15 protein-coding genes, 1 tRNA gene and 1 pseudogene are annotated in these 20489 nt (G+C 71.2%); 7 read left to right on the top strand and 10 right to left on the bottom strand.

Translation table 11 applies throughout. The annotated features are described in order from the left end of the window. Positions 1–350: 350 nt before the first annotated feature. The 4 genes from RBJ77_RS07155 (at position 351) to RBJ77_RS07170 (ending at position 3547) form a co-directional block, all read left to right on the top strand. The gene (locus RBJ77_RS07155; RefSeq protein ID WP_372344164.1) at positions 351–1301 is read left to right on the top strand and encodes an alpha/beta fold hydrolase; all 951 of its coding nucleotides are present in this window, start codon (positions 351–353) and stop codon (positions 1299–1301) included. A gap of 50 nt (positions 1302–1351) precedes the next feature. Next, positions 1352–1711 (top strand): MmcQ/YjbR family DNA-binding protein, encoded by a 360-nt coding sequence (locus RBJ77_RS07160; RefSeq protein WP_372344165.1) that lies wholly within the window; start codon positions 1352–1354, stop codon positions 1709–1711. Positions 1712–1939: 228 nt separating this feature from the next. After that, the gene (locus tag RBJ77_RS07165; RefSeq protein ID WP_372344166.1) at positions 1940–3331 is read left to right on the top strand and encodes an MFS transporter; all 1392 of its coding nucleotides are present in this window, start codon (positions 1940–1942) and stop codon (positions 3329–3331) included. Positions 3332–3473: 142 nt separating this feature from the next. Then, positions 3474–3547: transfer RNA gene (locus tag RBJ77_RS07170), tRNA-Pro, on the top strand. Positions 3548–4145: 598 nt separating this feature from the next. Here RBJ77_RS07170 and RBJ77_RS07175 read toward each other — a convergent pair. Both RBJ77_RS07175 and RBJ77_RS07180 read right to left on the bottom strand, forming a co-directional pair. Further along, positions 4146–4244, bottom strand: a pseudogene (locus RBJ77_RS07175) (dCTP deaminase); the annotation flags it as partial. A 155-nt stretch (positions 4245–4399) separates the two neighbouring features. Next, a complete protein-coding gene (locus tag RBJ77_RS07180; protein WP_372344167.1) occupies positions 4400–6070 on the bottom strand; it encodes a TIGR04141 family sporadically distributed protein in 1671 nt (556 codons plus the stop codon). A gap of 214 nt (positions 6071–6284) precedes the next feature. Here RBJ77_RS07180 and RBJ77_RS07185 point away from each other — a divergent pair, with 214 nt between their 5' ends. Next, complete coding sequence (locus RBJ77_RS07185; RefSeq protein ID WP_372344168.1) at positions 6285–7946, top strand: N-6 DNA methylase; 1662 nt, start codon at positions 6285–6287, stop codon at positions 7944–7946. Between the two features lie 12 nt (positions 7947–7958). Here the strand turns inward: RBJ77_RS07185 and RBJ77_RS07190 are convergent, their stop codons facing one another. The 8 genes from RBJ77_RS07190 to RBJ77_RS07225 all read right to left on the bottom strand — a co-directional run bounded on the left by RBJ77_RS07190 (position 7959) and on the right by RBJ77_RS07225 (position 19256). Further along, on the bottom strand, positions 7959–10094 hold the full coding sequence (locus RBJ77_RS07190; RefSeq protein ID WP_372344169.1) for a UvrD-helicase domain-containing protein: 2136 nt from the start codon (positions 10092–10094) through the stop codon (positions 7959–7961). Positions 10095–10121: 27 nt separating this feature from the next. Beyond that, a complete protein-coding gene (locus tag RBJ77_RS07195; RefSeq protein ID WP_372344170.1) occupies positions 10122–11336 on the bottom strand; it encodes an McrC family protein in 1215 nt (404 codons plus the stop codon). Further along, positions 11333–13129 carry a DUF4357 domain-containing protein gene (locus tag RBJ77_RS07200; RefSeq protein ID WP_372344171.1) on the bottom strand — a complete coding sequence of 599 codons (1797 nt, stop codon included), beginning with the start codon at positions 13127–13129 and terminating at the stop codon, positions 11333–11335. Before RBJ77_RS07200 ends, RBJ77_RS07195 begins: the two co-directional genes overlap by 4 nt. A 125-nt stretch (positions 13130–13254) precedes the next feature. Then, positions 13255–15786 (bottom strand): Hsp70 family protein, encoded by a 2532-nt coding sequence (locus tag RBJ77_RS07205; RefSeq protein WP_372344172.1) that lies wholly within the window; start codon positions 15784–15786, stop codon positions 13255–13257. 34 nt (positions 15787–15820) lie between these two features. Next, positions 15821–16426: a nucleotide exchange factor GrpE gene (gene grpE, locus RBJ77_RS07210; protein ID WP_372344173.1), complete on the bottom strand. Its 606-nt coding sequence runs from the start codon at positions 16424–16426 to the stop codon at positions 15821–15823. Further along, complete coding sequence (locus RBJ77_RS07215) at positions 16423–16683, bottom strand: hypothetical protein (RefSeq protein ID WP_372344174.1); 261 nt, start codon at positions 16681–16683, stop codon at positions 16423–16425. The genes grpE and RBJ77_RS07215 overlap by 4 nt, the downstream gene beginning before the upstream one ends. Next, positions 16680–18707, bottom strand: a complete 2028-nt coding sequence (locus RBJ77_RS07220) for a hypothetical protein (protein ID WP_372344175.1) — start codon at positions 18705–18707, stop codon at positions 16680–16682. Before RBJ77_RS07220 ends, RBJ77_RS07215 begins: the two co-directional genes overlap by 4 nt. Before the next feature lie 87 nt (positions 18708–18794). Beyond that, the gene (locus RBJ77_RS07225) at positions 18795–19256 is read right to left on the bottom strand and encodes an ATP-binding protein (protein WP_372344176.1); all 462 of its coding nucleotides are present in this window, start codon (positions 19254–19256) and stop codon (positions 18795–18797) included. 160 nt (positions 19257–19416) lie between these two features. Between RBJ77_RS07225 and RBJ77_RS07230 the strand changes: the two genes are divergently transcribed. Next, positions 19417–20274 (top strand): Scr1 family TA system antitoxin-like transcriptional regulator, encoded by an 858-nt coding sequence (locus RBJ77_RS07230; RefSeq protein WP_372344177.1) that lies wholly within the window; start codon positions 19417–19419, stop codon positions 20272–20274. Beyond that, entirely contained in the window at positions 20271–20453 is a 183-nt protein-coding gene (locus tag RBJ77_RS07235; protein WP_372344178.1) for a DUF397 domain-containing protein, read from the top strand. The genes RBJ77_RS07230 and RBJ77_RS07235 overlap by 4 nt, the downstream gene beginning before the upstream one ends. Positions 20454–20489: the final 36 nt, after the last annotated feature.

Below are 20489 nucleotides of genomic sequence, written 5' to 3' on the forward strand. Positions count from 1 at the left end.
CTGTACTCGACGTACTCATGGCGCTCCCTCGGCTGTCGGCCCCGGACGGGTGCCGGGGCTGCGTGATGCTGCGGGTGTGCGGTGAGTGCTGGTGGAGTGCAGCCGGGAACGCCGGAGTGCGCCTCGCCGGTCCTCGCGGGTCCCTGCGGGCCCTCGCGGGAACTAGAAAGCGCTTTCCCGAATGCGTCGTTCAGCGTAGGTACGACGGGCCTGAGGGGTCAATGGGTCGGAAGCGACGTATGCCCCGCACCGGTCCGGCGCCGGTCCCGCGCCTGCCCCGCCACGCATGACGGCCGACAGGAAGGGGAGGTGGAAGAAGTCGCCCGCCCACACGGAACCGGAGCCGCCCGATGACCGAACCCGCCCACACCACCACCGCCCTCAGCACCGGCGACGGCGCCGCCGTGGCCACCTACACCTGGCAGCCCGCCGGCGGCAGGCCCCGCGCCTTCGTCCAGATCGCCCACGGCGCCGCCGAACACGGCCTGCGCTACGACCGGTTCGCCCGCCACCTCACCGCCCACGGCTACGCCGTCATCGCCTCCGACCACCGCGGCCACGGCGCCACCGCCCAGTCCACCGGCGGCTACGGAATCACCGACGACGCCGACCCCGGCACCGTCGACGCCTGGGTGTCGATCGTCGAGGACCTCAAGGCCATCGGCGACCAGGCCCGGGCCCTCAACCCGGACGTCCCCTTCGTCCTCCTAGGCCACAGCCTCGGCTCACTCCTGGCGCGCGACTACGCGCAGCGGTACGCGGACGACCTGGTCGGCCTGATCCTCTCCGGCACCTTCCGCTCCCTGCCCGGAGCCGACAACGAAGGCTCGATCGCACAGCTGGAGGCGGCCTGCGCCAGGGACGGCCGCGCGGCACTCTCCACCTACGTCCCCGACCTCTTCACCTCCTTCAACGACCCCTACGAACACCGCACCGGCTTCGAATGGCTCTCCCGCGACGAAGCGGAGGTCGACGCGTACGTCGCCGACGAACGCTGCGGCTTCCCCTTCTCCGCCGGCCTCTCCCTCGACTGGGTCCGCGCGGTGCGCCGCATCAACGACCCGGCGAACCTCGCCCGCATCCCCGCGGACCTGCCGATCCACGTCGCCGTCGGCACCGAGGACCCCTGCAACCAGCGCATGACCCTCGTCCACGAGCTCCTGGAGGACTTCCGCTACGCGGGCGTGGAGGACCTGACCTGGAAGGGCTACGAGGGCGCCCGCCACGAGATCCTCAACGAGACCAACCGGGACGAGGTCCAGGCCGACCTCACGGCGTGGCTGGACAAGCGCGTGCCGTGATCGGCCGTGATCGGCCGTGATTGTCAGTGGCCTTGGCTACGGTTCCTCCCATGCCGGACGCCGAGGATGTACGCACCGCCGCCCTGTCCCTGCCGGACACGACGGAGAAGATCGCCTGGAGCATGCCCACGTTCCGGGTCGCGGGAAAGATGTTCGCCACGCTGCCCGAGGAGGAGACGTCGATCGCCGTGCGCTGCCCCAAGGAGGAGCGTGACGAACTGGTCCTCGCCGAGCCCGAGAAGTTCTGGATCGCCGACCACGAGGCTTCCTTCGCCTGGGTCCGCGTCCGCCTGGCCGCCCTGGACGACGTGACCGAACTGCGCGACATCCTCGCCGACTCCTGGCGCCAGGCGGCACCCTCCCGACTCCTGGACGCGCACCCGGAGTTGGGGGTGACGGGGGAGGCGTGAGCCACCCTTTTTGGAGCCGGGCTGGAGCCGGGCCGGGAGCGGGTCCCGGCCGGGCGAAAATGTGTGGGGCCGCTTCCGGGAGGCGTGGCATGATCCGCCCTGTGGGGGCGGGCGGGGCGGCGGGGGAGCGGCCCCCGAAACCGCCCGGCGGGGCGGACCGGACGGGTCAGGCCCGGGCCGGCGCGGCCTCCGCGGGAGCCGGGCGGATCGTGGGAGGGGCGGGACGGCATGGGGAGCGGGCCATCATCGGAGGGGCGGGACGGCACACCGGAGAGACCTGGGGGCGGGGCTTCGGAGCGAGCCGGCGCGAGCGATCGGCCCGAGCGAGTCGGCAGTAGGAAGGCCGACCCGGACAGCGGCCCCGGCCCGAAACTCTGGTCCCGGGACTTCGGCCTCTTCTTCACGGCCAGGTCCCTCGCCAAGCTCGGCGAGACGATGCTGCCCGTGGCCCTCGCCGCCGGCCTGCTGCAGTACGGGTACGGAGCGGGCGCGGTGGGCCTGGCCATGGCCGCGTCCGTGGCCTGTTTCGCGGGACTGGTGATCTTCGGCGGGGTCTTCGCCGACCGGTTCAGCACGCGCCTGCTGATGATCGGCGCCGACGTGGTGCGACTGGTGTCACAGTCGGTCGCGGCGGTCATGTTCTTCACCGGACACGTGGTGCTGTGGGAGATCTGCGTCATCGGCGCGGTCAACGGCGCGGCCTCCGCGATCTTCCAGCCCGGCGTCGCGGGCACCGTGCCCCGCCTGGCGGCGGACGTCCAGGCGGCCAACGGCGCGATCCGCGTCGCCGAGTCCGGTTCCCAGCTCGCGGGCCCCGCCGTGGCCGGCCTCCTCGTCGCGTTCGCGTCACCGGGCCTGGTCTTCGCGGCGCACGCGGGCACCTTCGCCCTCAGCGCGCTCTGCCTGCTCCTGCTGAAACTGCCCCCGCTCCCCGCCGCCGACAGGTCCGTGCGCGGCGGCTTCCGCAAGGACCTCGTCGAGGGCTGGCGCGAGTTCCGCTCCCGCACCTGGCTCTGGGGCGTCATCGCCGTCTGGTGCGTCCTCCAGATCGGCGCCTCGGGCCCGGCGATCCCGCTCATCGCCACCCAGGTCACCCAGGAACACGGACCGCGCGTCTACGGCCTGATCAACTCGGCGCTGGGCGCCGGCACCGTCATCGGCGGCCTCATCGCCCTGCGCCTGCGCCCGCGCCGCATGCTCCGGGCCGGCTCGCTGGCACTGTTCGCGTTCGCGCTGTTCCCCGCGGTGGTCGGCGCGGGCCTGGACGTGCCGTGGATGATGGCGGGCTGCGCGGTGGCCGGGGCGGGGATGTCGTTCTGGGGTGTGATGTGGGCGACCAGCGTCCAGACCCAGGTCCCGCGCGAGGTCCTCAACCGCATCCACGCCTACGACGTCGCCGGCTCCCTCGCCATGGCCCCGGTCGGCCAGGCACTCGCGGGCCCGGCGGCGGACACGTTCGGCACGCACCACGTCCTGCTGGCGGGCGGCGTGGTCACCCTCCTGTGCGCGGCAGCCATGCTCGCGGTCCCCGGCATCCGCGGCCTGGTCCGGGCGGACGCCCAGCCACTGCGCCCGCTGCCCGCACCGGAGCCGGTCAGGGCGCAGGGCCCCACGAAGTAGCCCGCGCCTCCAGGGACGCGGCACCGCACCCGGCCGCCCGGCCCGCCGGGCCCCACGGGGAAAGGGATGCACGACCACGGCCCCGAGTGCGGTATGGTTTCCGTGCACGTTCGGCCCGGGGAAAGCCCAGGTCAGCGAGCACCGGGACGTGGCGCAGCTTGGTAGCGCACTTGACTGGGGGTCAAGGGGTCGCAGGTTCAAATCCTGTCGTCCCGACAGTTCGATTCATCGAATGTCGCAGGTGAAGGGCCGTTTTCGAACGGCCCTTTTTCTGTTGCTCCCATCGCTCCCACTGGGAGCGTGGGAGCGGGAGCGCGCTCCCGGTGTCCCCATGTCTGTTTGCTCCCACTCGGCGTGATGCGCACATATTTGTTTTCTTGTGCGTACGTTCACATTCGTGTCCGGTTTGTGATCGGCGGCTCCCCATCGATCGGGTGGCTTTTCGGGTATGGGCTTCCGCTCTTTGTGCTGGGTGTGGGTGCTCCCAGTGGGAGTGGGGTCGGGAGCGGCGAGCCCATGGCTGGAGGTCGGGGTGTGGGGGCGTGCGAAATCTTGACCGCATTTCCGATTCCGGGTGGGTGTATGCGGGCCTGTGGGGTTCGGATGGTGGGGGGGATGCATCGGGATGTTGAACGCGGGTGGGAGCCGTACGCGGGCGTTCGGCGCTGGGGTGGCGGTCGAGGGGGCGATTGAGTACCGACGTGTGAGGTTGACGGACCTCCCGTCACGTTGAGGGAAAGCGGCGGGCTGCGGTGAGGGGCGTGGAGGTTCCCTGGGCTGTGTCGATCCGGTGAAGCTTCCCCTTGATCGCGAACGGGCGGTGCGCGTCGATGACGCCGGCCGCGTAGGTGAGCAGGGTGGGCCCCAGTCGAACGTTATGGCTGTTCGGGTTGGTCTGGGCCGGGTCGAAGGGGTCTGGCTCTCGCCGACGACATCATCGGTGGCCCAGGTATGCGCTGCACAGACCCCCTCGCGGATCGGCGCGCATGCGGTGCGTTGCGGACACCGGGGCGCCAAGGTCACCACGGCTTTGCGCCGGCCCTGGGTCCGTAACGCGCCCGGCCGATGTCACGCTGCGGCGTCCAAGCCGCCGATGCCCGCAGTCGGAACGGGAATGACCTCGACGCTCACCCCGCGGGCCGCCAGTTCACGTGCTGTCTGGTGGAGCGTGATCCGGGAGAAGGCGAAGAGCGAGTCAGGGGTGAGCAGAGCCCCGGACTTGTGGCGGACGACGAGGACCAGGCGCCGGGGGGTGAAGTCGGCGGGCAGTCGGATCCTCCCCTCGCTGTCCCCGGCGACCCGGCGGACGAACTGGGCACGTGCTTCAGCCGAGTGGAGCAGCAGGTCGACGGCGACCTGGGCCTGTCCGAGCAGGTGACTGAAGGCGCTGGAGGAGGCGGCCTGTTTGACGAGGACAAGAGTGCCGTCCGGAGTCAGCACATCGCAGATCTCGACCCGGTCGGTGTGCCGGAGCGGGTTGTTGATGAACTCGCCGTCGAGGAAGAGCCATTCGGGCTGGGCTGCCGCGATCGCATGGTTGTAGTTGCGCTCGTCCGCGGACCGCGGCCACTGCGGCAGTCCATACGCAGAGGCATCGGTGAACAGCCGCTCAAGACCGGCGCGTACGGAGTCGAGGTAGCGGGCGCCGAGCTCGTACCAGTCGCCGTCCAGCAGGCAGAACTTCCGTGCGCCGAGGGAGATGTCGGCCTGGAGCCAGTCCAGCGCGCGGGTGGTGGCCAGAGGTTCGGAGGATCTGGGCGAGGAGTCCCGGTGGAGGGTCACGGTGCCGTTGCGCAGTGCGGTCAGGCGCTCGCCGGAGCGCTGGACCCGGGTGCGGGTGAGGATGTAGTCCAGGTCGAAGCGGTGGGACCGGAAGGCTTCCGCGCTGCCGATGCGGGTGCGGTAGGCGGTGGCCTCGGCGTACTCGTTGTGCAGACCGAGGGGGACGGAGTACGAGATGCGGCCGTCGGCGGGACCGGCGAGGTGACGGTCGAGTGCGGTTTCGAGTGCGGTGAGTATGGTGGCGTCGGTGATCGGGACGATGTGGTCGACGAACTCCAGCTCGCCGTGGGGGATGTCGTCCTGGCAGACACGCGTGATGGTCCGCAGGTCCGCGACCAGGTCGGCCGGTTCGATACCGAGCGACAGCCGCAGGCCGACACCGCCCTGGGCGCTGCACGCCCGGCCGGCTGCGTGGCGGGTGCGGGTGAGCGGGACGTCGTCCAGGTGGCCGCCGAGATGCCGGACGACCCGCGCCTGGTCACGGAGGCCGAGCTCGGGGACCGGCGCGCCCGCCGGCACGAGCGAAATGTCAGTACGGGGGCGGCCCAGTGCCTGGCTGACAGCACCGCTGATGTGCCGGGGGTCGATCATGCGGATCGCGAAGGAGAGACCGAACCGCTTGTCCTTGAGCGCCTCGGGCACTAAGCGGTAGCCGTTTCCGCAGGTGACGGCGTACACCTGGCCGTCCACGGCAAGGAGCAGCAGGGCGCCCGTCCGGCGTACGGGTTCGGTGACGGAGATGCCGGTGGTGCGGGCGTTGGGTGCACACCACGTGTCGGCGTCCTCCTCCTTCCCGTAGGTGAAGTACACCGCGGGCACGCCGAGCACTTCCGGGTGATGAAGTGTGGCTCCCAGCCGGTCGAGCTGGTCGTGGTCGAGGGCGTCGAACATGGCTTCACGGGTCGGGGTGACCGTCGGGAGCCGGTAAACGGTGCGAACTGCGGTGTGCGTGGCCATGGCGTGTCTCCGCGGGGAGGGCGTGAGGAAAGTGATTGATGTGGTGGAGAAGGGGGTGCGCAAGGTCGTTCGGGCAAGCGGGAGGGCGGGACCCGGCGGAAAGCGAACCGGCAGAACCATCCGCGCACACATCGCATCGTGACAGATGCGTGTGTACAACGTCAACAGATATTTCCTCTTCGGGAATGTCCGAAGCTGCGTGTACGGTGGCCCCATGACGGACCAAGCCGCACCAGCCACCGGCCCTCTGGTCACTGGCTCCGAGATCGCCAGGATCGCCGGGGTCACCCGCGCCGCCGTCTCCAACTGGCGGCGGCGCTATGACGACTTCCCGCCGCCCGCCGGCGGTGCCACGAGCAGCCCCGTGTTCGTGCTCGCCGACGTGCAGGCGTGGCTGGAGCGGCAGCGGAAGGGCCAGGACGTCTCCGACGAGGTGCGGCTGTGGCAGGACCTGCGAGCCGCCTACGGGGAAGACATGGTCACGGGCCTGGCGGACGTCGCTGACCTGTTGTCCGGGGTGAGTCGGTCGGACGGTGGTCCGCGCCTGCCAAAGGAGACGGCCGCTCGCGCCCGCGACCTCGCTCGCGCCGAACGGCCCGTTGACGTTGTGAACGCGATGACCGAACGGTTCGCCGACGCCGTTCGCCGCGCAGGGTCGGACCAGGTGACCTCGACTCGCCTCGTGCGCGCAGTGCGTCACTTCGCTCCGCAGCCGGCCCCCGGCGAGACCGTCTTCGATCCGGCCTGCGGGATCGGACTGCTGCTCCTCGCCGTCGCTGGACAGCCCGGCGTGCTGTGCCACGGCCAAGAGTCCGACGCGGAGCGTGCCCGGCTCGCCCGGGCGCGAGCCGCCCTGGCGGAACTGCCGGACGCGCGGATCGAGACGGGCGATTCGCTCCGGGACGACCGATGGCCCGGCCTCAGGGCCGAGCTGGTCGTCTGCGATCCACCCGTGGGCGTCACCGAATGGGGGCGTGACGAACTGCTCCTCGACCCGCGCTGGGAGCTCGGCACCCCTTCAAAGGCGGAAGGCGAGCTCGCATGGCTGCAGCACGCCTACGCGCACACCGCGCCCGGCGGCCACGTGGTGATCGTGCTGCCCGCCTCGGTGGCCTACCGCAAAGCCGGACGCCGCATCCGGGCCGAACTGGTGCGCCGGGGAATTCTCACCCAGATCGTCGCGCTGCCCCCGGGCACGGCCTCCTCGCATGCCCTGCCCGTTCATCTGTGGACCCTGCGCCGCCCCGAACCGGCCGACGCCGCACCGGCGACGGTGTGCATGGTGGACCTCACTGGCAACGACCCCGACGGCAGCCTCGATCCGCGCCCCGAGCAGATGGCCGACGTCCCCCTGATCAACTTCCTCGACGACACTGTCGACCTCACCCCTGCCCGGCATCTGCAGGCCCACCATCGCGACTACCCAGGAGAGTTCACCGGCCTCCGCGGCGACTTGGAGGAACACCTGCGTCGGCTGACCGCGCTGCTGCCGGCGTTGCGGCCCGGCGCCGGGCCGGGCTCGCTCGATGGCGCCACCGCCGGGGTCGCCGAACTCGTGCGCGCCGGCCTCGTGACCTACGAGGGCCCCGAACCGGTCTCCGCCAGCGATCAGCTCGACACCGACTACCTCCAGGGCTTCCTGCGCAGCTCCGCCAACACCCGCCGTGCCACCAGCTCCAGCGGCAGCTACCGGCTGGAGACCAAGGGAGCCCGGATCCCGCAGCTGGCCATCGAGGAACAACGACGGTACGGGGCGGCCTTCCGTGACCTCGCGGCCTTCGAGGAGACGATGCGAGCTGTTTCCGACCTCAGCCGCAGGCTCGCCGACCTCGCCCGCGACGGGCTGTCCTGCGGAGCCCTGGCCCCAAAGGACTGACCCGCCGCAGGCTCAACCAGTGGCCGGCAGGAACTCGCTGGGCGTACCGCTCCAGGTCACGCTCAGCGCCTCGCGCGCCCGGGTGCAGGCGACGAAGAGCAGACAGCGTTCACGCAGCAGATCGGCTTCGTGCTGCGGCGCGTCCGCCTCCAGCGGGGTGATCTCCCGGGCGAAGGGCACCGTTCCCGCGGTGACGCCGAGCACGGACACCGCCCGGAACTCCAGCCCCTTCATCGCGTGCATGGTCGCCAGCCGGACCCCGTGCGCTGCCGCCGGTACCTGCCCCTTGATCCGCGCCACCGGAATCCCGGCGTCCTTGAGCGTGGTTTCCGCCGCGTCCAGGGCGAGGTTGAACCGGGCGCAGACGCCGATCTCGTGCGGTGCGAGTCCTTCCCCGAGCCAGGTCCGTACCCGCTGCACCAGCGCCTCGCACTCCTCCTTCTGCGTGGTGTACCCGCCGGTCTCGGGGCGGCGGCCACGGAGCAGCGAGCGGTAGCCGACCAAGGAGTCGGTGCCCTCGCCTTCGAGCGCGTCCACGGTCACCGGCGCGAGCAGCCGCGCCGACCACACGAGGATCTCCTCGGTGGAGCGGTAGTTGAGCCTCAGCCGGAAGCTTCGGCCTGCGGTGGCGATGCCCAGTGAGCCCAGCGTCACCCGGGAGTCGTAGATCCGCTGATGCGGATCGCCGGTGAGGAACAGGTCGTCGGGGCCGGGGGCGACGGCGGCCCGCAGCACACGCCACTGCGCCGGGTGCAGGTCCTGCGCCTCGTCCACCACGACATGGGCGTACGGCGCCGGTCCTGCGGCCAGCAGGTCGGCGGCGCGGGCGCAGACGCCGAGATGCGTGGTGGCGCCGCGCTCTTGCAGCAGCTTCTCGAACCGTTCGACACCGCTCCACACCAGACCGCGCCGGGCCGCCCCCAGACCGGTGCCGCGACCCCGCCGACTTGCCGCGAGATAGCCGTCCAGGTCTCTGATGTCCTGGCCGATCACCACATGGCGGTACTCCTGCGCCAGGAAGCGCGCCGGGAACGGCAGACCCAGTTGCTTGACCGCCTTCTCCCACACCTGCCGCTGGTCACGGTCGCCCACCGGTCTCGGCGTACTGCCGGTCCGCTCCCGCACCACGCCGTTGGCATACGCGTCGACGGTCGTCACGTCGACCCGCGCAAGAAGCCGTTCGTCGCCGTCCAGGAGCAGCCCGAGCATCTCGCGCAGTCCCGTGGCGAGCGCGTTGGTGTACGTGGTCAGCAGGATCCTGCGGTCCTCGGACCGGCCAAGCAGATGCTTCACCCGGTGCAGCGCGGCCACCGTTTTGCCGGTGCCGGGACCGCCGGTGATCTGCACCGGACCGCCGTACGAGGTGCGGTGTGCCACGCGTCGCTGCGAGGGGTGCAGGAACACCCGCCAGGCCGCGAACGGCTTGGCGAGGATCTCCTCCAGCTCCTGCGGGCCCGTCACCAGGCGGATGCGTGCCGTGGTGTTGCTGATGACCGTGGCGAGGTCCTCGACCGGCTCGGCCGGAGCGTCCGCCGGACGGCGCACCGCGACCACGTCCCGGTACACCTCTTCCGGCGAGAAACCCTCCGCGAGGTACTGCAGCACCTCCAGCTGATCCTCGGGCAGCAGCGTCGCGAACGCCTCCAGCTGCGCCTTGTCGGCCAGCGAGCGCGCGGCGCGCAACACCTGGTCGTCAATGCCGAGTTCCCGCAGCACACCGTCGGAGACGCGAGCGAACAGCAGCTTCGGCGCCGTCCGGGACGCCGTCTCGTACAGCGGTGTCAGCTCCTCCAATGCCACCGCGTCGCGCACCTCCAGGCCGCGGGTGGCGGAGTTCGCGCTGTACAGGCGCTTCGCCGCCCAGCTGTACGCGTCGTCGTGGGGCAGCACATGAACGAGGAGGAACAGATCGCTGCCGTCGTCCGGGGCGAGCACCACTCCGCGCCAGAAGTCGGTGATCCGAATGGTGCGCATCCGCCGGTCGCGGGCGTTCTCGACCGACTCCAGATGGAGCCCTTTGTCCGCGTTGAGTTCGGCCACGGTGAGCGCCTGGAACTTCGTCATGGCCTTGCGGACGCCGGCTCTGACCGGCTTCTCCAGCGTGTCGTATCCGTCCCAGAAGCTCTGGGCGAAGGCGAGTCGGGGCATGGGCCCTGGGCCTCCCTTTCCGTACGTTCAGTTGTCGGACGGCCGCCCGGCCAGCCGGGCGGCCAGCTCCCGGAACGTGTGCAGCAGCGCCGCGGGTTCCCGGGAGAGATCGAGACTGTGCTGGTACAGCCGCATCCCGCCGGTCCCGCGCACCTCGGACGACCGCTGCGGCAGCCGCCCGGCCGCGTACACCAGGTGTGCCTGCCGCAGGCCGAGCACGGTCGCGTAGGCGAGCGCCTGGTACAGATCGGCGTTCGGGTAGCCGTCCGCCTTCTCCGTCTTGTACTTGGCGTCGACCACGGCGACCGGTGTCCGGCCGTCCCCGGCGTACACCACCAGGTCGGGCTTCATCCGGACCTGCCCGCTGGTGTCGAGAGCGTGGACGTCCTGCAGGCGTGCCGTCAGCCCGTGTTCCCGGACGGCTTCGCGCAGGGCGCCCGTCACGAAGTCCTCGAAGAGCTTGTTCATGTCGAACAAGAAGCCGTTCAGAGCGAGTTCACCGGACCGGTGCTCCGGCGAGGTGCCGCGCAGGACGGCCTCGGCGAGGTGCAGCGCAGGCTGGTAGCGGGCGTTGAGCCGCGACGGCTGCCAGCGCGGCAGCTCCTGCCCGCGCACCAGCGGGCCGACGTCCGCCAGGCGGGCCCGTTGGTGCGCGAGGCGCCGTCGTACAGAGCCCGGAACGGACGGCATCCGCAGCAGCCGCTCCACGGCGGCGCGCAGGATGCGGTTCTCGGCCGTGTCGGCGGTGTACGCGTCATAGACGACCTCGACCGGCGGGGTGCGGCCGAAGTGCCGCCGGATCTGCTCGGCCTCCCGCAGCCGTCCCCGTACGACGAGCGCCGACTCCGCGACCTCCCGGTACCCCTGGAGCACCCCCTGCCGCAGTGCCGTGTCGATCTGCCGCTCCACCGCGTACGCGAGGGCCGGTACGACGTCGTCGTGCGCCCCGATGTCGACCGTGCCCTCCCTGCTGTCCCGCCAGGCACCGGCCGGGTCGAGGCTGAACCCCAGCAGGAAGAACAGCCGCCGCACCGGCGTCTTCGGCGCGATCCGCAGCACCGTGCCCTCGGGCAGACGCACCGCCCCGACCCGGCTGCCTGCCCGCAACCGCCAGTACCCCGGCCGCTCCGGATCCGGTGCGGCACTCTCCAGCATCCGCGATGCGGCGAGGGCACTCCCGGCCGTGGCATCGAGAGGTACGGAGACGGTGTCCCCGTACTCCCGCAGCGTCACCTCGCTCATGCCTCGCGGATCCGCTCGCGCAGCGCGGCGAGGCCGTACCGGGCGGCGATGTCGTTGCCCTCGCCGTAGTGGTGTTCCTCCAGGAGCGGCAGGATCTTCGTACGCCAGGTGCGGTCCAGGCCACCTTCGCGGTAGACGCCGGGCTTCATCAGATAGGAGGGGCCGATGGCGAAGTCCGGGTCGCCGATGCGGGAGTTGAGGGCGTCGAGGAGGTGGGCCGGCTCCGGGTCCTTGCCCTCGCGTTCCAGCCAGCGGGTGAGCAGGCCGGCCGTGGGCTCCACCCGGGGGGAGAGCTCCACGAAGGCGAAGCGGCGCCGCATCGCCGCGTCGACCAGGGCGATCGAACGGTCGGCGGTGTTCATGGTGCCGATGACGTACAGGTTCGGCGGCAGCCCGAAGTCGTCCCCCGAGTAGGTCAGGCGCACCGAGCGCTCGCGGTACTCCAGGAGGAAGTACAGCTCGCCGAACACCTTCGCCAGATTGGCCCGGTTGATCTCGTCGATGATCAGGAAGTGCGGTACGTGCCGGTTGCCCTGGCGTGCGGCGGTGTCGGCGAGCTCCCGCAGCGGTCCCGCCGTCAGCCGGAACGCGACCTCCCGCGTCTCGGGGTCCTCGACCGGCCTGAAGCCCTCGAAGAAGTCCTCGTACGCGTACGACGGATGGAACTGGACGATCTTGACCTGCTCCGGGCCGCCGCCGAAGTACTCGGCGAGTTGCAGCGCCAGATACGTCTTGCCGGTGCCGGGCGGCCCGTACAGCACCATCTGCCGTTCGTCGAGCAGGAGTTCACGCAGTTCGTCCAGCCAGGCACGGTCGTGGACGAGCAGCTTGCGGGCGAAGTCGTCGGTGGCCTCGGGGAGGTTCAGCATCCGCTGCTCGGACGACGCCGACACCTGATCCGCCGCACCCGCCGCGGAGTCGGCACCGCCGCTCAGCGCGGTGAGCTGCTCCAGGACCGACGTCAGATCGACCACGTCGTGCTGCGCGGAGAGCTTCTGCTGCACCTCCTCGGGCAGCTCCTCGTACGGGTACGCAGTCTCCTGCCAGTTCACCGTGCGCCGCAGGTTGGAGAGCCCGTCAGGGGAGCCGGACTGCACCAGGTCACTGGTGATCCGGCCCAGGTGGAGCAGCCCGTCGCTGAGGGTGGCGACGGTGTCGCCGGGCCGCATCTGCGTGAAGAAGGCGTGCAGCTCGTCGACGAGCCCGCGCTTCTGGTGGTACGTCGCCGAGCCCTCGTAGCCCTCCTCGACGAAACGGCGCAGCACGCTCTTGGTCGGGTCCGGCTCGTCCACCTGCGGCAGGTGCGCCCCGTCCAGCGAGACGAGGCCCTCCTTCAGCCAGAGTTGGCGCACCAGGTTGTGCCCGGACACGTTGTTCCCGCGCACCAGCCATGCTTTCTGCGGAGCCCGCCAGCTCTGCGGCAGGTAGTCGCCGAGCCGGTGGCCGTCGGCGGTGCGCCAGGTACCGGGTCCGGTGGCGGAGTAGCCGAGGACGAGCGTGGCTGCGGCGGACGGCGAGTTGCAGAGGATGTCACGGGCCGCGACCCAGGTGTCGGAACGGTCCCCGTCCACCAGCGCTCCGTTCTCCCGCAGCTCGGAGCGGAGCCGACGTGCGTAGTCGCTCAGACCGGGCCACGCTTCCGCCGACACGGCGGACCCGGCAGCCACCACGAACCTGTGCGAGCCGCTGTCGCCGATGGCGGAGAGCAGATGTCCGTGGGCCTCCCCGGCGCCATTCGGCAGAGCGATGCGGAAGTCCGGAAAGCCGGGGAGCCGGTCGGGGAGTTGCGACATGGGGGACCTTCCGGGGCGCGGGTGGAACGGGCTGCGAGAAGTGCGGCCAGCCTACGTGTTGACGCTGTCAATCGGTATCTGGTGGCAGCGGAGTGCTCACTGCCACCATGCCCGCACGACAGGGCCTACCGGCGCTCGGGGAACACCTGAGCACTGTCCCGGGGCTCCCGCGCGCCTGGGACGGGTGCCTGGGAACGGTTGCCGAGGTCGTTCAGCGTCACGTGCAGAGCGTCCTGGGCGGCGTAGTCCTTGCGCTGCGTCGCGGCACGCAGGTCGTCCCAGGCGGTCAGGACGGAGCGGCGTACGGACTCGGGGAAGCGACCGTGCTCGGCATCATGTGCGGCCAGCATGGACCGCCAGGTGGTGGTGTCGATCTGGCGCCACAGACCGCGCGCGGTCTCGGTCGCGGTCCGCATCGCGGGCAGGTCCATGCGCTCGCGGGCGGCGTTCACCGCGCTCTGCGCGTCACGCAGCTCCTGAGCCAGCCGGTCGAGCCCCAGCTCCTGGCCTCGGCGGGCGCCGATGGACGCGGTGGCCGCCAAGCCTCGGGCGTCCCGGCATGTCTCCACCGTGTCGCGGACTTCGTCCAGGAATCCGTCGAGGGAGCGGCCGAGAGGCTCGCCGCGCACAGTGGCGGAGAGCTGTTCGGTCAGTTCGGCGAAGGTGTCGCGCTCCGCTGCCGTCAGCTCACTGCCGAAGAACGCGACGTGGGTCCGGATCTCGTCGAGCAGAAGCGCGGCTTCGCGGCCGACCCGGTCGGCGACGGCGCTGCGGCGCAGCCACGCCCCCACTTCCTCGCCGCCGCCCATGCGGTACGCGAGGTGCACGGTGCGGTTCTCGTCGATCCTGACCCGGAGGGAGAGTCGTTCCGTGCTGCCGGAGCCGGTGTCGAGGACGTGCGTGTGCTGTCCGCAGAACTCGTTGCGGGCATGGGACTTCTCGTGCGGGCCTTCGACGAACCGGAAGGTCAGCGCGGTGGCGTCGTCCGCCGGGACCTGCAGGTTCTCGATGTGCTGCCAGTCGGTCGGGTACTTCGTCCCCGCGGGGAAGACGACCGCGACAGCGCCGTCGTTGAGGGCCAGGCCCAGGTTCTGGGCGGTGACCTGCTCCGGCTGGTCGGTGTGGAACAGCGAGCCGCAGGCCGAACACGCGGTCAAACCGGTGGCGTTGACCATCTGGCAGGTGGGGCACTTCAGCCCGCCCGCGTCCAGGTCCTGGTCGCAGTCCTGGCACACGGTGGCGGTGGTGGAGTTCTCCCGGCATCCGCAGTGCGGGCACTCGGTGCGGGCCGCGACGGGGGCGGCGGCGCGCAGCGCGGACAGATCGTGGGAGCAGACCTGGCACTGCCCGGTCCCTTCGGGCGCGGGGACATGGCAGTCGGGACACGCCACCGTGGCCGCTCCGAGCAGCGACGTCGCGCAGTCGGGGCAGACGGATGCGGTGAACGGAATGCCGGTCGTCAGGCAGCGCTCGGCCGGGCAGTCGAGCGTGGCGATCAGCCCGGTCTCGACGGCGGCACCCAGCGCGACCGCCTCCATGGGGTCGACGGCGAACGCCACCTTCTCCTCGGTGTTCTCCTGAGCGGGGAACAGTTCGGTGAGCAGTCGGCGCACCAGCGGGATGCGGGTCGAGCCGCCGACGAGGAGGACCCTGTCGATGTCGTCGGTCAGCATGGAGGCCTCGCGCACCACGGCGCGGGTGAGCTCCAGGGTGTGCTCGATGTGCGGCCGGATCAGCTCCTCGAAGTCGTCGCGTGTGACCTTCCCCGTCCACGCTCCGCCGTTTCGCCCCAACGGCGCGAGGATGACCTCGGACGCGTCGGCGTCGGACAGTTCGATCTTGGTGCGCTCGGCGGCGGCCCGGATCCGGCCGGTGTCGCCGGGAGCCGCATGGTCACGGTCGCCGAGCCGTTCGGTGAGCAGCCGGTCGAGCGCGGAGTCGAAGTCGGAGCCGCCGAGGGCCTTGTCCCCGCCGAGCCGCTGGACGTCGAAGTAGCCGGCCCCGGTGATCAGCACGGACACGTCGAAGGTGCCGCCGCCGAGGTCGTAGACGAGCGTCGTGCACATGTCCTGCGCGTCGGACACGGGGCGCTGCACGCCGAAAGCGTGCGCCGCCGCGGTCGGTTCGGGCAGGATCCGCGCCACGGTGAGGCCCGCGAGACGTCCGGCGTCCCGCACCGCCGCGTACTGCGGTTCCGAGAAATAGGCGGGGACGGTGATGACGGCCCGCCGGAAGGACTCCCCTGCGGTGTTCTCGGCGTCCGTGCGCAGCCGCCGCAGGAGGATCGCCGAGATCTGTACCGGGGTCAGGTAGTGCGCGCCGAGCCGGATCTCGACACCGCCGTCCGCGGATTCACGGACGGGCGGCGCGTCCGCGGGCCGCGCCGCGATCAGCCGCTGCACTTCCTCGTCGGCGTACCGGCGTCCGATCAGCCGCTTCACCTCGGTGATCACCGAGTCGGGAAGCAGGTCACGGGAGTTGAGTGCTTCGCTGCCCACCAGGAGTGACCCGTCGGCGTCGACACCGACCGCGGACGGGGTGGCCGGCTCGCCATGACGATTGCCGAGGACGACGGGGACACCGCCGTCCATCCATGCGGTGACGGAGTTGGTGGTCCCGAGGTCGATTCCGAGCGTGCGAAGCGTGCGATACGTCATGGCAGGGCTTTCGGATAGAGGGAACGGGTGGTGGTCAGCGGCGGCGCTTCGAGGGTTTGCGGGGCAGAGCCGACCGGCGCCGGGCGCGGGTGGTGCGGCGCGGCTGGTTCCGAGGTGCCCGTGCCGTCTCGCTGTCCGCCTCGACAGAGTTGTCGGGCTCGGGCTCGGGTTCGGGCCCGGGGACGGCCAGGACGACGTCGGCGCGGCGCAGGCACTCGGTCCCGCGGCGGAAGCCGGTGACGGTCTCGCGCAGGACGGTGCCCTCGGGAGCGGTCGGGTGCGGTTCGACACCCAGGACCCGTGCCTCCATCGGGTCGGCGGCCTTCCCGGCGAGGTCCATGGAGTGGACGTCGTAGCGGGCGAGCTCGGCCCGCAGCATCTGATGCGCGGCATGCGCCTGTTGCTGGACGGCGGCCGCGACCGCCCCCGTGCGGTCCTCGCCGGAACGCCCGAGATGCCCGGACCGGATCGCCGTGTCGACGAGGAGGTCGTCGAGCGGAAGAAGCGCGGCGAGGAGGGCGTCGAGCCGGGCTTCGGCCGCCTTGCGTTTGCGCCCCAGTGCCTCGACACGTAGGCGCAGTTTCTGCAGTTCGCCGGGGTCGACAGTGCCGGGCGGCGGCGGTGTGGTCACGTTCGTCACGGGCCCTTCGGAGCGTCGGTCGGCGGCAGGGAAGGGGTGAGGAGTTCGCTGACGAGTACGTCGACTGTGCTTCGGGCCGCGTCGCGTGCCGCTTCGAGGGCGCGCAGCCGCTCCGTCGCGCCGTCGCGCCGGGCGTGGGCGATCGCCGGGGCCACCGCCTTGGCGAGCAGGGGCGGCCGGGTGCCCGGCCTGGCGTCCGGCAGGAGTTCGAACAGGGTGGGGCCGAAGTACGGCATCGGTGTGTGGGCCGTGGTCACAGGATCTCCTGGGTGTACGTCCGACCGTCCTGGTCCGGCGGTGTCATGGGCAGATCGAAGAGCCCCGGGAACAGGTCCTCGCCGAGACCGAGGCCGAGGGCGATCTGTTGTGCGGGCTGGTCCTCGGCCTCGGTGCCGGTGTTCCCGTCGAACGTGGCGGCGGCGGCCAGCAGACGCGGTACCTGCGCGGTGTACCCGTCGGGCCGGTCCACGAGAAGCCGCCGAGCCCGGTCGCGGAGGAGGTGGACGAAACCGCCGACGGCTTCTGCGATCGGGCGCGGATCCGCCGCCCCTGAACACCCTGAACACACCTCGTCCAGGCGCCGTAGGTCCCGGAGTGCCCCGCTCCGGTCTCCGGCGGCGGCCTTCTCCACGATCCGGTCCGTGATGCGGTCCTGGTACCAGTCGAGTACCTCGCCCATGCCGGGGACGGAGCCCTCGCCGTTCGAACCGCTGAGCAGGCGGCGCAGCAGTTCACCGAGCCGCTTCAGGCCGGGCCGGCGACCCCGCTTGTCCCCCTTGATGACGGCGGCGGCTTCGTCGAAGTCCAGCAGGTCCAGGGCGTGTTGTGCCTCCGGATCGCCGGGCCGTACGACGAGTGCCTGCCGGAACCGGGCGCGGGCCGCGTCCTCGTCCTTCATGGCCAGCGCCTGGGTACCCCGGCGCACCAGGGTCGCCGCGAGTTCCCTGCCGAGCGCGGTGTCGTCCGGTGCGAGGGCGAGGGCGGCCTCCAGCCAGTGAACGCGCTGGGCGAGTGAGGCCCGCTGGTAGCCGTTGCCGTTCCGGCCCGCACGCAGTCCGGCCTCGCGGGCCATCGCCCGGTGGCCCGCGTTCGTCGTGAGGCCCAGGCGGACCGCCGCGGTGAGGTCGTCGAGCACGGCGGCCCCATCGTCGTGCGCGTGCTGCTCCCGCGCCCTCGTGGCCAGGGCCGGGGCGAGGTGCGGTGCGCAGGGCAGGTGGGACGCGCCGTGCCAGGAGCCGGGCTCGCCGTGTCGGCGGGTGTAGGCGTCGAGCAGTACGCGGTGGTCGCCGCGCTCCTCCAGGAGACGGGCGGCCGAGTCCACGGTGACCGGTGAAGCACTGACGGGCCGGCCGCCGTACAGCGTGCCGAGGCACGGCGGGGCGGTGTCGGGCGCGGGCGGTTGCCAGGTGTCGACGTCGCACACACAGTCACCGACGTCCGCGAACACCTCGATGTCCGGATCGAATCCGGCACATTGGCCGAAGCAGTCCTCCATACGCAGATACGCGCGCCGCCCGCGGACGAGTTCGCCGCTGTTCTCGGATTCCTCGACGTCCCAGGCGGTTTCCCAGGCGCCGAGCACGTCATGGCCATCGCGTTCGTCGACCGAACGCAGCGCTGTACGGATCCGCTGCGCGAGCCTGTCGCACGCGTCCTGCCAGGTGGTGTCCTCGACCGGTGTGCCGCGACGGGCCTGGATCAGAGTGCGGTGCCCGAGCGGGTCCTCCTCGTCCAGGAGTAGACGCCACACGGCGACGGCGAACACCGCGTGCCGCGGGTCGGTCGTGTCACGTTCCGCGAGGGCGCGGAGCGTGCCGACGGCCAGGGCGTGCAGGACGGCGGTGCGCCGCAGCCCGGAGCGGTCGGGCACGGCGTCGAGCACCTCGCCGAGCGCGCCACGGCAGGCCGCCTGCCAGGTCAGTCGCCACAGGGCGTGCGCCCGGCAGCACAGACAGGGCGGCTCGCCGGACGCGGCGCCCGGGGCATCGAGCACGGTGCGGACGTCGCAGTCGCAGCCGAGGTCGCAGGGCCGATCCTCGCTGGCGTCCGTGGGCTGTTCTGCCTGCCCGGCGTGCGTGTCCTGCTCGTCAAAGGCGGCGAGCCAGCGGTGGACGGCCTCGGGCCAGTTGCCCGCGCGTTCCGCGAGCAGGCCGCTCAGGGCTTCGAAGGAGAATCGGTCCTCGGACGAGAGATGGTGTCGTACCGCCGACAGCAGGTGCAGCAGTTTGACCGCGTGCGCGAATCTGCCGTCGCCGTAGGCCTGTTCGGCCTGTCGCAGCATGTGCGTGGCGTCGGTACCGTCCAAGCGAATCCATCCCCCCGGTGCATGTGGTGCACAGTTGACCTTATGGGGCGCTTGGTGACGTGGTCAACGGACCCTCAAAGTCCCTACGCAGACGGAGAGTTCAGCGACAACGGTCTTGCCGCCCGGCAGTCGCGGCACGGTCTCCCAGTGGTCGGCGAGAAGCGTGACGAGGGTCAGCCCGCGTCCGCCGGTGGTGATCGTCCCGAGGTCCTCGTCGGTGGGGCGGGGGAGGCGGTCACCGCGCGCGTCGGAGACCTCGATGCGCAGCCGGCCGGGGCGGGGTGATGGGGCGTAGGACAGGGCGAGTTCGAAGTCGCGGCCGGGGACGTGGCCGTGCAGGACGGCGTTGGCAGCGAGCTCGCCGACGACAAGATCGGCACGTTCCGTGACATCCGGAGGCAGATCCCAGGCGCGCAACTCGGTGACGGCGAGCAACCGGGCGAGGCGGGCGCCCCGCCGGGTGGACGACAGGAGCTGCCTGAACGTCAACGTGGGGGAGGGGAGTTGGGGTGCGGTGCGGTTCATGGGCCAAGCCTGGCCGCCGCGGGCGCGCGGAGGGGAGTGGCGCGGCCCGTACGGGCGGTCAGTGTACGGGCACGCAGGGTGGACAGTACGGGGCGTACGCCGTCACTCTGAGTGCGTGTGATCGTGGGGCACGGCCTCGCACGGCGGAAAGGGGCGGCGGATGACCATCACCGGAGAAGAGGCCGAGGTGTTCCCGGACGGGGAACGGGAACCTCAACCATCCGACACTCTGCGGACGTTCGGCGCGGTCGTCCAGGCCCTGCGGGAGCACGCGGGGATCAGCCGGGTGGAGTTCGGGGAACTGGTGCGGTTCTCCAAACACGCGGTGGAGTCCGTGGAGTTGGGGCGCCGAATGCCGGACGACTCCTTCGTCGAGCTGGCGGAGGAGGCGACCGGGAACACGGGGGCGCTACGGAAGGCGGCGCGGCATCTGTCACGGGGCGAGGTGGGGCTGGCGGCGTGGTTCCGGGAGTGGGCTCGCCTTGAGCGGACGGCGGTGAGTCTCTGTACGTACGAGTGCAGGCTGGTGCCGGGGCTGTTGCAGTCGGAGGCGTATGCGCGGGCGGTGTTCGAGGGCACGATTCCGGTGGTGACGGACGAGCGGCTTGAGGCGCTGTCGGCGGCGCGGGCGGAACGGCAGCGGATGCTGGTGGAGCGGCCGACGGTGTTGTTCAGCTTCATCGTGGAGGAGCATGTGTTTCGGCGGAGGTTCGGGGATGCGGAGGCCGTGCGCGAGTTGCTCGACCATGTGCTGGAGGTGACGCCCCGGCGGAACGTGACGTTGCAGGTGGTACCGGTGGATTCGGCGCTGCACGCTTGCCTGGACGGCCCGGTGCGGCTGCTGGAGAAACCGGATCGGCGGAGGTTCGGATACGCCGAAGGGCAGCAGAGTGGACGCCTCATCTCGGACGCAAATGAGGTGAGCCTCCTCCATCAGCGCTATGACACACTGCGCTCGCAGGCCCTCAACCCTCAGGACCCCAGGGCCCTTTTGGAGAGACTGCGAGGAGAGCGATGACGAGCGGAACGGCGGAACTGTTCTGGTTCAAGTCCAGCTACAGCGGTAGTCAAGGGGACGACTGCGTGGAGGTCGCGATCGAGCAACGGGCCGTCCACGTACGGGACTCCAAGGATGTGGCGCGTCCGGCCTTCGCGGTCGGCCGTGAAGGGTGGGGTCGGTTCGCGTCGGAACGCTGACGAACGCAAGGGCGTCGTCTGCTGAGCTGCGGACGG

The organism is Streptomyces sp. KL116D (genome assembly GCF_030766975.1).
Taxonomy (GTDB): Bacteria; Actinomycetota; Actinomycetes; order Streptomycetales; family Streptomycetaceae; genus Streptomyces; species Streptomyces longispororuber_A.